This is a genomic window from Mobilisporobacter senegalensis, from assembly GCF_003752155.1.
In the GTDB taxonomy this organism is placed as follows: Bacteria; Bacillota; Clostridia; order Lachnospirales; family Lachnospiraceae; genus Mobilisporobacter; species Mobilisporobacter senegalensis.
In genome coordinates, this window is sequence record NZ_RJVG01000004.1 from 41,350 (window position 1) to 56,291 (window position 14,942).

The 14,942-nt window shown below is 34.2% G+C and carries 14 protein-coding genes; 4 read left to right on the forward strand and 10 right to left on the reverse strand.

Annotated features, from left to right (window positions below):
• From modB to EDD66_RS07540, 3 genes are all read right to left on the reverse strand, one after another.
• On the reverse strand, positions 1-672 hold the full coding sequence (gene modB, locus EDD66_RS07530) for a molybdate ABC transporter permease subunit (protein WP_123608969.1): 672 nt from the start codon (positions 670-672) through the stop codon (positions 1-3).
• A 26-nt stretch (positions 673-698) separates the two neighbouring features.
• Positions 699-1,484: a molybdate ABC transporter substrate-binding protein gene (gene modA / locus EDD66_RS07535; protein WP_243115326.1), complete on the reverse strand. Its 786-nt coding sequence runs from the start codon at positions 1,482-1,484 to the stop codon at positions 699-701.
• A 246-nt stretch (positions 1,485-1,730) separates the two neighbouring features.
• Complete coding sequence (locus EDD66_RS07540; protein WP_123608970.1) at positions 1,731-3,185, reverse strand: DEAD/DEAH box helicase; 1,455 nt, start codon at positions 3,183-3,185, stop codon at positions 1,731-1,733.
• 233 nt (positions 3,186-3,418) lie between these two features.
• Here EDD66_RS07540 and EDD66_RS07545 point away from each other — a divergent pair, with 233 nt between their 5' ends.
• The gene (locus tag EDD66_RS07545) at positions 3,419-4,720 is read left to right on the forward strand and encodes a LysM peptidoglycan-binding domain-containing protein (protein WP_123608971.1); all 1,302 of its coding nucleotides are present in this window, start codon (positions 3,419-3,421) and stop codon (positions 4,718-4,720) included.
• A gap of 107 nt (positions 4,721-4,827) precedes the next feature.
• On the opposite strand, the gene EDD66_RS07550 is transcribed toward EDD66_RS07545, so the two are convergent.
• Both EDD66_RS07550 and EDD66_RS07555 read right to left on the reverse strand, forming a co-directional pair.
• Entirely contained in the window at positions 4,828-7,191 is a 2,364-nt protein-coding gene (locus tag EDD66_RS07550) for a PEP/pyruvate-binding domain-containing protein (RefSeq protein WP_123608972.1), read from the reverse strand.
• 22 nt (positions 7,192-7,213) lie between these two features.
• On the reverse strand, positions 7,214-7,837 hold the full coding sequence (locus tag EDD66_RS07555; RefSeq protein WP_123608973.1) for a TetR/AcrR family transcriptional regulator: 624 nt from the start codon (positions 7,835-7,837) through the stop codon (positions 7,214-7,216).
• Between the two features lie 250 nt (positions 7,838-8,087).
• Between EDD66_RS07555 and EDD66_RS07560 the strand changes: the two genes are divergently transcribed.
• The 3 genes from EDD66_RS07560 to EDD66_RS07570 are packed head-to-tail and all read left to right on the forward strand — an operon-like array spanning position 8,088 to position 9,707.
• A complete protein-coding gene (locus EDD66_RS07560) occupies positions 8,088-8,453 on the forward strand; it encodes a demethoxyubiquinone hydroxylase family protein (protein ID WP_123608974.1) in 366 nt (121 codons plus the stop codon).
• Positions 8,454-8,475: 22 nt separating this feature from the next.
• Positions 8,476-9,291 carry a family 1 encapsulin nanocompartment shell protein gene (locus EDD66_RS07565; RefSeq protein WP_123608975.1) on the forward strand — a complete coding sequence of 272 codons (816 nt, stop codon included), beginning with the start codon at positions 8,476-8,478 and terminating at the stop codon, positions 9,289-9,291.
• Between the two features lie 50 nt (positions 9,292-9,341).
• Complete coding sequence (locus tag EDD66_RS07570; protein ID WP_334295110.1) at positions 9,342-9,707, forward strand: desulfoferrodoxin family protein; 366 nt, start codon at positions 9,342-9,344, stop codon at positions 9,705-9,707.
• A 67-nt stretch (positions 9,708-9,774) separates the two neighbouring features.
• Here EDD66_RS07570 and EDD66_RS07575 read toward each other — a convergent pair whose 3' ends face one another.
• From EDD66_RS07575 to EDD66_RS07595, 5 genes are all read right to left on the reverse strand, one after another.
• On the reverse strand, positions 9,775-11,370 hold the full coding sequence (locus tag EDD66_RS07575; RefSeq protein ID WP_123608977.1) for a carbohydrate-binding domain-containing protein: 1,596 nt from the start codon (positions 11,368-11,370) through the stop codon (positions 9,775-9,777).
• 14 nt (positions 11,371-11,384) lie between these two features.
• Positions 11,385-12,050, reverse strand: coding sequence for a DUF4956 domain-containing protein (locus EDD66_RS07580; protein ID WP_123608978.1), 666 nt, complete (start codon positions 12,048-12,050; stop codon positions 11,385-11,387).
• Entirely contained in the window at positions 12,043-12,777 is a 735-nt protein-coding gene (locus tag EDD66_RS07585; RefSeq protein WP_123608979.1) for a polyphosphate polymerase domain-containing protein, read from the reverse strand. The genes EDD66_RS07580 and EDD66_RS07585 overlap by 8 nt, the downstream gene beginning before the upstream one ends.
• A gap of 218 nt (positions 12,778-12,995) precedes the next feature.
• Positions 12,996-14,231: a sensor histidine kinase gene (locus EDD66_RS07590; RefSeq protein WP_123608980.1), complete on the reverse strand. Its 1,236-nt coding sequence runs from the start codon at positions 14,229-14,231 to the stop codon at positions 12,996-12,998.
• Complete coding sequence (locus EDD66_RS07595) at positions 14,228-14,902, reverse strand: response regulator transcription factor (RefSeq protein WP_123608981.1); 675 nt, start codon at positions 14,900-14,902, stop codon at positions 14,228-14,230. The genes EDD66_RS07590 and EDD66_RS07595 overlap by 4 nt, the downstream gene beginning before the upstream one ends.
• Positions 14,903-14,942: the final 40 nt, after the last annotated feature.

Here is a 14,942-nt window from a genome sequence, read left to right on the forward strand (position 1 = left end):
CTATCCCTTCTTTATGTAGGATCTATTTTTATGGGTAACGAAATTCATAAGAATGATTGCCAAAAATGCGATTACAATAATAATTCCAACCCACATCGCAGCCACTTCCATATTATTTCCCTGCACAGCCATATAAATAGCTACTGGCATTGTTTGTGTTATCCCTGGAATATTCCCAGCTATCATTATGGTTGCGCCAAATTCCCCCAAAGCTCTGGCAAATGCTAAAATTCCACCAGATACAATTCCTGGTAAAGCTAATGGCATAACAATTTTACAGAATATCTTAAACTCTGAGATACCTAATGTCCTCCCTGCATAAATAAGATTTAAATCCACTTGTTCAAAAGCGCCTTTTGCAGAACGGTACATTAGTGGAAATGAGATTACTACTGCCGCAAGCACTGTTGCCTCCCATGTAAATACAATCTCTACTCCTATCTTTTCAAATACCTTTCCTATCATTCCGTTCTTTCCAAAGATAATAAGCAAAAGAAATCCAGCTACTGTTGGTGGAAGAACTAATGGGAGAGTAAATAATTCATCGAAAAACCACGATATTTTTTCATTCATATTCATAACTTTTCTTGCAGCAAAGATTCCTAATAAAAACGTTATTAAGGTTGAGAATATTGCTGTCTTCATAGAAATATATAAAGGTGAAAAATCCATATTTATACTTCCCTCCTAATCAAGCTCTATTCAATGGGGGTAAATCCATGTTTCTCAAATATTTCTCTGGCTTCCTTGGATTGAAGATATTCTAAAAATTGTTTGGCCGCCTTTTCTTCTTTTGTATTTTTTATTACAGCAGCGGGATATATGATTTTACTGTGGCTTCCTTCTGGTGCCTTTGCCACTATTTTTACATCATCATTTGACAATGCATCTGTTTCATATACCACACCTGCATCTGCATTTCCTGTACTTACCCATGTAAATACTTCTGCCACATCTTTACCATAGGTGGTTTTCTCCTTTACAGCATCTAATATATTTAAATATGTAAATATTTCCTTTGCATATTGGCCTGCAGGTACTGTATCCGGGTCCCCAAGTGCTATTTTAGATGCCTTTAAAATATCTTCAAAACCTGTTATTTCTAAATCACTGGATTTAGGCACGATCAATATTACTTTGTTTTCCAAAACATTGATTAGTGTATTATCAATAATTAGATTTTTATCTTTAAGCATATCCATTTGCTTTTGGGCTGCTGAGATAAACACATCAACAGGAGCTCCCTGCTCGATCTGTTGTTCTAAAGAGCCGGAACTTCCATAAGTAAAAGTCATATTAATTTGGGGATGGTTTTCATGATACTTAATTTGTATCTCATCCATGATTTTTTGAAGACTTACTGCTGCTGCAATAAGTATATCAGTATCTTCTTGATCGTCATTTAGACGTTCCCTCCTGCAACCTAATAAAATTATGGCAATTATCGATACTGTAACTATTAATTGCATTCTCTTTCTAATCATCTTAAATATCCTTCCACCAGTCCTGTTTTTGCCTTTTTACAAGCAAAAAGCGCCTTAGAATGTATATCTGAGACGCCTTTGTCAAGGACTATATTAATCATAATATTTATACAATTATAATAATTTTTATTGCTACTTGTTTATATTGCGTTTCATAATAACTTATACTATAATGCCATGTCAATATTATTTTATTTTTCATATTTTATATAATTATTTATAGTATTTAAATTTATAAAATGAAGATTACTTTGTGATTTTTTTTGCTTTTGAAATTTTTAACATCTTACCTTTTATTGTAGTCTCTTTCATGGTTTTTAATACGAGTTCTCCTTTTCCATTGAGTATCTCAACATAGGTCATAGTATCCATAATCGTAATAATACCAATATCCTCGGCTGTTACTCCCTCTATTTTAGCTATCGTTCCCACAAAATCTATTGCTCTAAGATTCTTTTTCTTACCGCCATTAAAATATAATTTCATAATTTTCTTATTCAATTGTTCGCTTTTTAGTTTTCGAATCGTTGGCAGTACCTTCATTTTCGCTTTAAAATCTGATTTTTTATCTAAGACTTCTTCTTCTAAAGGTATTGACATGACAGGAATATCAAATCCAATATATTCTTCAATATCATGAAGATACCTTTCTTCTTTTGTGGTAACAAAAGTGATCGCTCTTCCTTCCCTGCCGGCTCTCCCTGTCCTGCCAATGCGATGGACGTAATTTTCTTTCTCCATTGAAATTTCATAATTAATTACGAGAGAAATATTATCAATGTCAATTCCTCTGGCCGCTACATCAGTAGCAATAAGATAGCGAAATTCTCCTCTCTTAAAGGCCTTCATAATCTTAAGCCGATCCTTTTGTTCCATACCTCCATGAAGCTTATTGCAGCTATAACCAGCAGCTTTTAATTCATTGTATACATTATCTACCCGGTCTTTTGTATTGCAAAATATAATACAGCTATCCGGATTTTGAATTACTGTTATATCCGTCAGTAAAGAAAGCTTATTGACTTCACTCACTCTATATAAGGAATGTTCAATATTATCCGTAATAAGGTCCGTCCCGTTGATCTCTACATTAAGAGGTGTATTCATATAATACTGGGTTAACTTTTTAATTCTTTCTGGTAATGTAGCGGAAAAAATACATGTTACTCTCTCCTTGGGCAGATGTGAGATAATGGCTTCAACTTGTTCGATAAATCCCATATTAAGCATTTTATCCGCTTCATCAATCACAAGGAAATCAATTTTCTCTAAGGCAATAGATCCTCTCTCTATATGATCTATTACTCGTCCTGGGGTCCCGACTACTACATGAGTTTTTTGCTTAAGTTCTAATTTTTGTGCCGAAAAAGGTTGTCGGCCAAATATAGCTGCTGCTTTTATACGTTTATACCTTCCTATATTTATAAAATCCTCTTTTACCTGATACGCAAGTTCCCTTGTCGGTGTTAAAACTAATGCCTGGGGCTTATTTTCCTTCCAATCCACTAATTCACATATGGGTATGCCATAAGCTGCTGTTTTTCCGCTGCCTGTTTGTGATTTCACTACGAGATCTTTCTTTGCTAACATAAGTGGAATAACTTTATCTTGAACATTCGTGGGCTCTTTATATCCTAAATCATTTAATGCATTTGTAGTTTCTGTACTTAATAAATAATTAGTAAAACTAATTTTTGTCATATATTATCTATGTCCTCTCTTAGTATCCTATTGCTAAATTCCCAATTTATTTCTAAATCATATCTCATTTTACATAAACTTATATTATCATATAGTATCTTCTCCAATTATGCAAAGGTATATATTAATACTTTAAGTATATCCTTCCTTACCTTATATCTTTTGAACCATTCAATAACACTTATCATATAATAATAATAATATTAATATTAATAATAACATTGGGGATTTAAATGATTATACATGTGGTGCAATCAGGAGAAACACTCTACTCAATCTCTACATCTTATGGAATATCATCATCGCGATTAATTCAAGATAATGGATTAACCAGCCCCAATGAATTAGCAGTTGGGCAGACCATTGTAATCGTATATCCCAAAGAGATTTATACTGTTAGAGAAGGGGATACTCTGCAAAGTATAGCTTATGATCATAATATCACTTTGATGCAATTGCTAAGGAACAATCCTTATCTTATCAATAGAGAATTTATTTATACAGGAGAATCCCTGGTTATCAGCTATGAAGATGAAAAAATCAGGAATATCTCAACCAATGGATATACTTATCCTTTCATTAATAGAGATATTCTAAAAAAAACATTACCCTTTTTAACCTACATTACTATATTTAATTATCGGGTCACCGTTGAGGGAGAAATCATCGACATAGATGATATGGAAATTATTCAGCTGGCAAAAGAATATAAGGTAGCACCTTTAATGCTGATCACTGCATTGACTGAGGACGGAATTTTTAGCAGCGAAGTGACACATACCATACTTAATGACCAGGAATTACAGGATAAATTCATCGATAATATACTAACTATTTTGAAGGCAAAAGGTTATTATGGATTGAATATAGACTCTCAATATATACTCATTGAAGATAGACAACTATTTGTAGACTTTACCGAGAAAATAACAAATCGTTTAAATAATGAAGGATTTCAGGTGATTGTTACATTAACCCCCAAAACATTAGAGGATGGAACCATAACGATATATGAAAGTATTGATTATAAAGGACTGGGGCAGGCAGCGAATGGCTTACTGCTCATTTCATACGAATGGGGAAGCTCCTTTGGACCTCCTGCAGCCGTGACACCTATAAATGTGGTTCAGGTATTGCTGGACTTTGCAGTAACCCAGATACCTCCTGAAAAAATCACCTTGGGAATCCCAATTATCGGGTATGACTGGCAGCTTCCACATATTCAAGGTGTTTCCAGAGCATATTCTCTTAGCAGCACTGCTGCCATAGAATTAGCAGTTGCAGAGGGTGCAACAATCTTATATGATGAAACTGCCCAGGCCCCTTATTTTTACTATACAGAAACTAACAGAGGAGAACCTACTCAACATATTGTGTGGTTTAAAGATGCAAGAAGTATAAAAGCTTTAACTGATTTAGTCCCTATTTATGGCTTCCCAGGAATTGGAGTCTGGAATGTTATGACATTCTTTACACAAATGTGGTTCATAATCAATACCCAATATGAAATAGAAAAAATAGAAACATTATTATAAGATACCGGGATAAGATGTCACCCAAGAAAATTTTTCCTCCTTTGTGATATCTTATCCCCATTAAATTTCAAAATATTTCTTATACCATACAATATTCTCTTTACATTTTACTTTAATATCTGTATCATTCCATGTCCTCCATCTACGATTACCTTTTGTCCAGTTTTTAATACTGTTGTTGCATTCCCGCATCCTACTACTGCTGGTATCCCCAACTCTCTGGCAACAATAGCTGCATGAGATAATGGTGCTCCAATATCAGTAATAATAGCTGCTGCTTTAGGGAAGATAGGAGTCCATCCTATATTAGTAGTGGAGGCAACTAGTATTTCACCTGGCTGCAATAAATAGCCTTCTTCAGGGTTGGCCAGAATTCTTACAAATCCCTCAATTTTACCTGCTGCTCCAGCAAAACCATTCAGTATTTCCGCTTCTTTTATTATTGGAGCAAGAGGTGTGGCAGAATCATAATAATCTACTCGCTTATATGGTTCTTTTACCCACTTAAAAGGATCAATACGCCCTTTTATAACGGATGGAAGTGTCGGTAAAGCCTTATATTTTTCAAAATTCCTTTTTCTAGCACTAATGTATTCTAAAGCAGAATCCTCTCCTGCTAATAGATCCAGAACTTCATTAATATACAAGAAAAACACATCTTCTCCAATACCGGTTAACTCTCCTGCCTTAAGAGCAAACGTTCTGTTCACTCTAATTACTCTAGTCCACTCTGAGCGAACTGCTTCTCTTATATAACTACCTTCGGATGCTTCTGCTATCTGCTTTTTAATTCTTTTTGCTTTTTCAGGATAATATTCTTCTAATTTTTTCAATGTTATTTCATATTGATCTGCCTGCTTCTTTAAAAGGCTTTCTGCATCTATACCTGCCTTTATACTTTCTTTAATCTGCTTATCCAGCCACATCTTATTTTCTAAAGGGTCTGGTATAGATAACTCAAATTCGTGAGGGCCACGATGTCCATACTTTGCTAAATATTCTTCTTTGCTCATTTCACCTTTAATAATCCTGGATATTCCAATGACTGGTCCCAGACTTTCTAGATTTCCACTGCCTCTTAGATTGGATAGTAAAGTGTTTGCATCTTCTTTCCCTAAAAGTTTTGGCAGTTCCTCGTTCAGCTTAAATAAGCCCATCAATTTTTTACGGGGAGCATATCGACCCACCCACAATGCTTTACAATTGTACGGCCAAAGTTCCTTTTTCCATAAATTCAGTAATTCATCTTTTTCATTAACCTGCTCAATGGATTTTTTCATAGATTGGCACCATTTTGGTGTATCCTCAATATAACGAGGCATCATTTTATTGACCTCTTTTGACCATTTCATAGTATATTTCATTCTTGGTATCATTTTCTTTATTAATTCCAATCCTGAAAATGGATAAATCGGTATATCTATGCCTGTTGGCATCTCACCAAAGATATCATTCATTTTTTTAAGTGTTGATTTATAATCTATCCCAAAAGCAGGATACATTGATAATGCCATATTTACATTAGAATACATTCTTCCACTGATATTTCCTGAAAACAAATAATAATTAGGAATAATTAGCTGTTCCTCATCTAAAGCTCGTATCACGGACCAACTTAGGGGAGTAAAGACATCTGCCATGGCTTCACCTATATTGGTATTTATCCAAAGATAATCTCCATCCAGGGAATCATTCATCTCATAGGATTCTAAATTACCGGATTTTAGAGTAGTAATGGGCCTTGCCTGTAGAATATATAATTTCCCTTTTGCTACTGCCCATTCTATATCCTGCTGACACCCTAATTCTTTCACAAGTTTAGAAGAGTATTTATATAAATAGGAAGCATATTGTTTAAAATCTTTTGGTCCTTCATATTTCCCTTTTGGCCTATACAATTTGAAAGGATATGCATTTGCTTCCCCTGATACAAGCTGTTCTCCTAATCCATATACATAATTTCCCATCATATTTACATGACTGCCTGTAATTGGATCTGCAGTAAAAAGTACACCCGATATTTCTGCTGGAACCATTAACATTATAACTACAGCTATCTGATGTGATCCATCTATTCCCTGAACAGAACTATATGCTTTCACTCTCTCTGACTCTTTCGAATGAAACACACTATAGATTGCCTTTTTTATTTCTTCATCCGTACCAACATTAAGAACAGTTTCAAATTCTCCTGCAAAGGAGGCACTTGCTGAGTCTTCACTCAATGCAGAGGATCGGACAGCAAACAGGGAACCTGGATTTTTACTTCTAATATCCTTTAATAGAAATATGATTTCCTCCCATGCTTTATCATTTAATTTATCTTCATAAAAAGCAGACGGTAAAACTACAAAGCCATCAGGCACTGGATATCCATCCTGATACATCTTTGCAAGCATTCCTCCTTTCCCACCTGCCAATACTCTTTCATCCACTGTCAAACTTTTGAAACTTTTTACCATTGCTCTCATACTTAACATTCCTCCTAAATTATCACTTATAAAAACTCTCTCTAAACAATTCTATATAAGCATCTAATTCTGTCAGTAAATTATTATAGTTTAGTTCATTCAATGAAATCTTCTTTAATTTTTCCCTCTCTCTGGAAGAGACCCCTTCAAAAGTCCACATGATGGTATGAATCACTCTTTCTATATCAATACCCTCTTTAAATTTAGAAATATCTACATTATCTAATACTTTGTCATTGCCGATTGTGATATAATCGCTATTTCTAAGTTCCAAATCCTCTTTTATTTCATCAGAATTATCAAAATAGGCAGATTTAATAAAATTTAACATATCAGGATGTCTGTTTATTAAATTAAATTTGATTACAATTACTTGACGTAATCTTTTTAAGATATCCCTTTCATTTAAATTAATTTTTTCATAGAATTCATTCATTAAAATATCTAATGTATAATCATATAAGAATAAAAATAAATCTTTCTTACTTTTAAAATAATGAAATAGCATTCCCTTCCCAATATTGGCATCTTTTACAATCTCGTTCGTGGAAGCATTCTTATACCCTTTTTGATCAAACTCTTTCATCGCCGCATTCAATATTCTTTTTTGTTTATCTACATCTAAAGCATAGAACTTTTCAAACATTTCATTCCCTCCGTGAATAGAATTTTGTTATCGACCAATATGGTCTATGTGTCTATTATATCACCATCGACCAACCTGGTCTATATTTTTTTAATTTTTTTCTCTCTAAAAGAATGATTCTAATTCTTTATTAGTGAGGAATATAATATTTTACCAGCATTTTGAATTTTCTATTGCAATTATTTTAAAATAGTGTATAATGACAATAACAGTAATTATTACTATTTTACATTAAGAGGAGGTTAAAATTATGCCAGCATTTGGAAATCCATTTCAGGGTAATGTAGAAAGAAAGATGACAAAAGAAGAACTTATTCAAGCAATCCGACTAGACATAGCCGGAGAATTAGAAGCAATTTATCTCTATGATGCTCATGTTCAGGCTACAGATATAGAGATAGCAAAGAAGGTAATCGCTGATATACGAGATGAAGAAAAAGCTCATGTTGGAGAATTAATGACTCTATTGCGCATTCTTGATCCAAAAGAAGCAGAGTTATTTGTCTCCGGTGAAAATGAAGTAAAAGAAATGTTAGAGGATCTGGGCATTACAAGTCTACCTGGAGAAGAACCTAAAGCAAAAAATGAAACAGTTGGAAGTTTAATAAAAGAATAGTCCGTGAAAGGAGGTCATACAGATGAGTTATTTGTCAAGAGAAAGTTCTCCACTGGGAGAAGCATTATGGAATCAAATTGATGAAACTGTTATAAATACTGCCCGTAAAGCATTAGTGGGCAGACGATTTCTTAAAATATTCGGACCATTAGGTATAGGAACACAAAGTATTCATATTGATGATTATGAAAACCTGGATGAGAACTATGATAATGGTTTTATCACAACAAAAGGAAGAAAATATGTAGAAATTCCTACTATATATGATGACTTCACATTATTTTCAAAAGATTTAGAGAACTGTAAGCAATTTGGCTATCCCATTGACTTATCAAGAGCTGCTTATTCCGCAGAAGAGTGTTCAAGAAAAGAAGATCGTCTCATTTTCTTTGGCAATCAGTCATATGGTTATGAAGGTCTGTTAACAGCATCCGGTATTAATAAAATTGAAAGAAAAGACTGGGCTACTGGTGAAAATGCATTTTCTGATATCGTTTCAGCTTTAGAACTATTTACACAAAAAGGTATTTATGGCTCTTATGCACTCATAATGAGCCCTGATCTATATACCCAGTTGCAAAGAATCCAACAAGGAACAGGTCTATTAGAAATTGAACGTATTCGTAATCTCGTTGGAGGAAATTTGTATAACACTTCTGTTCTGGGCACCGGAAAAGCTGCACTTATTTGTCCTGAGCAAAGAAATATGGATCTTGTAATTGGTCAGGATTTAGCAACCGGATATTTAGAACAAAAAGATTTTAATCATAGTTTCCGGGTATTAGAAACCGTTTTACTTAGAATAAAACGTAAGCAAGCAATTACAGTATTTGAATAATACTGCCCAAGCAAAATACATAATTAAAGGAGAGAACTAATATGTCTAATGTGAAATTTTATCGCTGTGAGGTCTGTGGAAATATGGTCGCTATGGTAACAGAAGGCGGCGGAACTTTAACTTGTTGTAATCAGGAAATGACTTTATTAAAAGCCAATACAACTGATGGGGCATTGGAAAAACATGTTCCTGAGGTAGTAAAAGAAGATGGTAAAATTAAAGTGTCTGTTGGTGCAGTGATCCACCCATCATTGCCAGAACACTATATTGAATGGATTGCTTTAGTTACTGGGGATAAGATCCAATTAACTTATTTACAACCTGGTATGGCTCCAAAAGCAGAATTTTCAGAGGTAGAATCTGGAACGGTATATGAATATTGTAACTTGCATGGTTTATGGAAAACCGAATTCTAGCCTTACCTTCCCTTTATTTAAAAAGAGCGATTGCAAAAATGCAACCGCTCTTTTCTTTGCTGTAAAGCTATTTGTCTTTCGTTTGTTCTTGATTTTCTGGTTTAAAAGTATTTCTTCCAGGTCTGCCCATTCCCTGTTCACCATTACTGGTCACTATTTGGTCAAGTTTTATTTCTGCTGTTTGTTTTCCGGAAGTAAAAGTATAAGTTTTATCTTTCTTCAATTCCGGAGTACTGATTACGACAGACTGATACTTTTTCGATGGTTTAAAAGATACCACAACTTTATCATCTTCATCTTTTAGTATCACTTCGGTTTCTCCTTCACTTACCGTCGGCAAATTATATAATAGGGAATATTGACTGGAGGTATCCGAGAATCCCTGGGCCATTCCAATAGAGCCTGCTATCACTACTGTACCCCCTGTGATCTCTGCGGTTCCATTATAATCAAGCCCTCCATTTCCACTGTTTTCAGGACCACTTACAAATATATTTCCACCAGAAATATAAAGAGAGCCATTGGTGTCTATCCCATCTGCCGAAGCATCTATTACAATATTCCCTCCTGTAATTGAAATATAACAATTTTCATTTACTGCAAATTCACCACCTGCACCTCCAAAACCATTTGATCTTTCTCTCATTACATTTTCAGGAGGTTTTTCTGCCATATCTTCTCTCTCTCTATTAACCGGAATATCTGTCTTTCCATTATCATTCCCTGCGGCTGTGTCTTTACTGGCTGTATCATTGCTGTCTATAGCAGAATTCAATCCATCATCCTCTGCTGTAATATTTATATCACCATCTTCAATTAAGATAACCGTCCCTTCAATTCCTTCTCTGCTTCTGGTAACTGTAATCGAACCTCCGCAGATATAAACATAACCTTTCGTTTCATCATCACTGTTTTTCGACTGAATTCCATTTCCAGTTTCAGCACTTAACTGAAATGTACCATCTTTAATTTTCACACAATCTTTTCCATTCAATGTATCCTTTATTGCTGTAATGTTCAAATTACCATTGGTAATTATAAGATCATCTTTTGATACAATTCCATTCTTATAGTTACCCGTAATATTTAATGTACCTTCTCCATTAATGGTCAGATCAGCTTTACTAAAAATTACACCATCAACGTTATTCTCATCTCTCTGCACATATTCTGTTCCATCCGTTAAAGTATTCTTTGTTCCCTCCTTTAGAGTAATAAAGACTTTATCTGCATTTTTTATATAAATAGGTGCATGATCACTGCAATTGATCTGTGCATTATTAAGAACGATCTGTACTTTATCCGATTCTGACCCGTCCACTATGATCTGGCCATCGTTTAATGTACCTGATATTACATAAGTGCCTTCCTTACTAATCGTTAATATTCCATCTTTATATACTGCACCATTCCCGGACACCTCTCCATTGCTTCCATTCATTGTAATATGAGCTGCTGTACTATCTTCATACCCTACATCCAGATCATTGCCACTAAATTCTGTATCAACTTCTACCTTGGAAGTATTTATTATTGCAGATAAATCACTGCTCTCACTCTCTTTGACAGTTTCCGCCTGACTATTCTGATCAGAGCTGCATCCTGTAAATATAATGCTTGCGATTGCTATCATTGCTAAATAAGCTTTTAAACTCCTCTTCATTCTATACTCCTCTCTTAAAGTTCATCACTTCCATATGTAACTTTACCACAAATAATTTCCAGGTTACCATTTCGGCATCGTAATTCATCAATGAGGTTTTTTTCATTTTCTGATACTTTCATTCGAATACGATAATCTAATTTATAAAGACTTCCCATGTTGGCCGTTTTTACTCTGATCAAATCATGTTTCATTGTATATTCTTCAAACAAATCGTCAAAGATCCCTGTATAATCCAGACTCTCCGGAATCGTAATCTTTAACTCTTTCTCTTCAATTTTCCTTTTCCCGAACCCCATGACATGATACAGCAGACTCACAAGGCTCATAATTATGGTAAATAGTACTGCAACTGTTAAATATCCCATTCCAGTTGCAAGTCCTACTGCCATGGCCGAAAAAATGCTGCAAATTTCTTTGGCACTTCCTGGTATGGAACGAAAACGTACCAGACTAAATGCTCCCATGACAGCAACAGACGTTCCAAGATTACCATTTACTAACATGATCACTATTTGTACAATTGCAGGTAAGATGGCAACTGCCATTGTAAAACCTTTACTGCTATTATTAAGTAAACTGTGCATCCATCCAAGCACTGCCCCTAATGCCAGGGAACAGGCTAAACTTATTAAAAAAGTTGTAATAGAAAATGTATTTGTAACGATTGAATTAAGCATATTTAATAACTCCTTCTTCTCTTTCCTTTTGTTTTAATAATTCAACCTTTGTATAAGCTCTTCCATACTTCGAAAAGGATACTGGATAAATTTCCAATTCATCTAAAATATGTGATAACCACACAGGGAATGCTCCAGGAATTTTTATTTCCATCAGATGTTCATCTTCATTCAGGAGAGAATTTCCCCAGGAACCGTGCTCTAACCATAGATCCTCTTCTCTCCAAAGTATATTACTGTCAAAAGTAATACGGAGTTCCGGATTCTCTGCTCCATACAATGCAACACGGTCATAGGAGATATACATTGCAGGTCTTATTTCCTTATAGAATTTTAAAAACCAATTAAGTTCGTTGATTATTTGTGAATCATCATTCATATATTCCAAATAATATAAATATCGTTCCGCTTCACTAAGTTCCATCCCAACACGTCTTTTATATACAATTCCTTTGTATTTCTTTTTAAGTTCTACAAAAACTTTATCCTCTTCTTCTGGTATCCCATAACTTCTTAATCGTAATTTTTCTTTATACACTGGTTTTTCCAGGGAAGAACGTATTAACAAATGCTCTGGAGTGTCAAAATAAATATTACATATTTTTATTCTCCCATATTGATCCACATGGCATTTATCAATTAGCCTCTGGCGTAATATTTTATAGTTTTTCCCATTTAACAGATACTTTTTTTCATATCGCCTAAATGTTCCCTGTGGCTGTCCCATATTATTTCCTCCTGTTTTCATTATCTATTATCTTTATACCAATTGTACTGGTATTACTTAAAATGAACTTTAAAGAATACCTTAAATTAACTTTAATTTATAAGGAAGTTCAAAGAACTTTCCTGTAAATTAAAAAAGTTGTTGAAAAACAAAAGTTCCATTCTGTCTTTCAACAACAAATTATAAAATTTATAGGGCTTGCAATAAAAAAACTGATTTTAATTGGATAAGATCACTGTAAAGGAAATCGATTTTTCATCTGTGGATTTAACCGTAATTTTTCCATGATGAATTTTTACAATAGAATCTACAATGGATAGTCCAATCCCATACCCACCGGTTTCCCTGGACCTGGAGAAATCTGCTCTGTAAAAACGGTCAAATAATTTATTTAAGTTTTCTTTCTCTATTATTTCTGTAGTATTATAAACTTCCAATTGTATCCTCTTTTTACTTGATGTCAGGCTGATACGAATCGTTCCTTCTTCATCAGAATATTTCATTGCATTGTCTAAAAGGGTAGAAACAAGTTGGTGAATACTGCTCTCATCTCCATAGAAATCTATCCCCGGTTGAATATCCATAATATACTTTTTATTCTGTGTTTCTGCAATGGCTTCAAAAGAATCTGCTGCTTCTTGAACCATCTGGCTTAATTTAAAAGTTTTCATTTCCATATTAACATTTGCTTCATCCATTTTTGAAAGTATTAGCAGATTTTTAACCAGCTTATCCAGGCGATTGGTTTGATTCCTTATGCTGGTAATCCATTCGTTCTCACCACTTGTAAGTTCTAAAACATCTGTATTGGCAGAAATAATGGCAAGGGGTGTTTTGATTTCATGTCCTGCATCGGTAATGAACTGTTTCTGTTTTTCCATACTTTCGATTACCGGTTTAATCGCTTTTTTGGAAAATATATATACTAATATAAAAACAAGCAAATAATTAATTAATGCTACTATGACAGATGTGATTAAAAATAGCATGGCCGTCTGTATCTGATTCTTACAATTAACAAATATGATAATAGAACCATAGGATTGTTCCCCTACTGCATATTTATATATTCCTTTGTATCCCTTTTTCTTACCGCTCTCTATTACTTTATTCCCATACTCTTTTGCATCCTCTGAAGATACTGCTGCTATATGACTGGTATCAATCGTTCTGATTGTCCCATCTTCATTTACTTCAACCACAAAATATCTGGTTTCAAATGGTGTTTCTTCATCCATTTTAAATCCTGACCTTGGTTCCATCTGGGGAGGTTTTTTTCTTTCAAACTGGGGAAACCTGCCTTGATTTTCTATAAGAAGATCCATAGCCCCATTAATCTTTTTCTCCATCTGGTAAAGATTAATGGCATTGATAGATCCCAGAAGAATTGCGATTACTAACGCTAGTGAACCCATTGTGATCATTATGAATTTTCTTTGAAGCTTCTTTATCATTTGTCTTCCTCCAGAGTGTACCCAATTCCTCTTATTGCCTTAATTCTTACTTTGGCATCTAAAGATACCAGTCTTTTTCGAAGATAGGATATATATACCCATACCACATTAATCTCAGCTTCTGCGTCATATCCCCAGATTCTTTCCATAAACTGTTCTGTGGAAATCATCCTCTTAGGATTGCTCATTAACATTTCAAGCATCTGAAATTCTTTATTTCCTAATCTTATAGAGACAGTATCATTAGATAATTCATAAGTTTCCTTGTTCAGCTTGATATTACTTACGTTAAGCACATTAGGAGTATATTCTGATTTTCGCCTGGTCATAGCACGGATTCGTGCAAGTAATTCTCCCATGGCAAATGGTTTGCTTAAATAATCATCTGCTCCCATATCAAGTCCTGATATACGGTCTTCAATCTCAGATTTTGCAGTTAATAACAGGATAGGTGTATCCATTCCTTTTTCCCTTAAATATTTTAGGACTTCCAGACCATTCATTTTAGGCATCATAATGTCTAGAATGATCACATTGTAATTTCCCGACAATCCATAGTCCAGAGCCTCTGCTCCATCATATACTGCATCTATGGAATAATTATTATGTTTTAAAATAGCCACTAAGGCATTGGACAATTCCTTTTCGTCTTCTGCAAGTAAAATTCTCATTCATATCCACCAATCTCTTATCATTATATTTTGAACAAGT

Coding starts and splice junctions, on each gene's coding strand:
- modA (WP_243115326.1), bottom strand. CDS start 1,484: ATGATTAGAAAGAGAATGCAATTAATAGTTACAGTATCGATAATTGCC.
- EDD66_RS07565 (WP_123608975.1), top strand. CDS start 8,476: ATGAGTTATTTGTCAAGAGAAAGTTCTCCACTGGGAGAAGCATTATGG.
- EDD66_RS07580 (WP_123608978.1), bottom strand. CDS start 12,050: ATGCTTAATTCAATCGTTACAAATACATTTTCTATTACAACTTTTTTA.
- EDD66_RS07545 (WP_123608971.1), top strand. CDS start 3,419: ATGATTATACATGTGGTGCAATCAGGAGAAACACTCTACTCAATCTCT.
- EDD66_RS07540 (WP_123608970.1), bottom strand. CDS start 3,185: ATGACAAAAATTAGTTTTACTAATTATTTATTAAGTACAGAAACTACA.
- EDD66_RS07585 (WP_123608979.1), bottom strand. CDS start 12,777: ATGGGACAGCCACAGGGAACATTTAGGCGATATGAAAAAAAGTATCTG.
- EDD66_RS07555 (WP_123608973.1), bottom strand. CDS start 7,837: ATGTTTGAAAAGTTCTATGCTTTAGATGTAGATAAACAAAAAAGAATA.
- EDD66_RS07560 (WP_123608974.1), top strand. CDS start 8,088: ATGCCAGCATTTGGAAATCCATTTCAGGGTAATGTAGAAAGAAAGATG.
- modB (WP_123608969.1), bottom strand. CDS start 672: ATGGATTTTTCACCTTTATATATTTCTATGAAGACAGCAATATTCTCA.
- EDD66_RS07590 (WP_123608980.1), bottom strand. CDS start 14,231: ATGATAAAGAAGCTTCAAAGAAAATTCATAATGATCACAATGGGTTCA.
- EDD66_RS07550 (WP_123608972.1), bottom strand. CDS start 7,191: ATGAGAGCAATGGTAAAAAGTTTCAAAAGTTTGACAGTGGATGAAAGA.
- EDD66_RS07595 (WP_123608981.1), bottom strand. CDS start 14,902: ATGAGAATTTTACTTGCAGAAGACGAAAAGGAATTGTCCAATGCCTTA.
- EDD66_RS07575 (WP_123608977.1), bottom strand. CDS start 11,370: ATGAAGAGGAGTTTAAAAGCTTATTTAGCAATGATAGCAATCGCAAGC.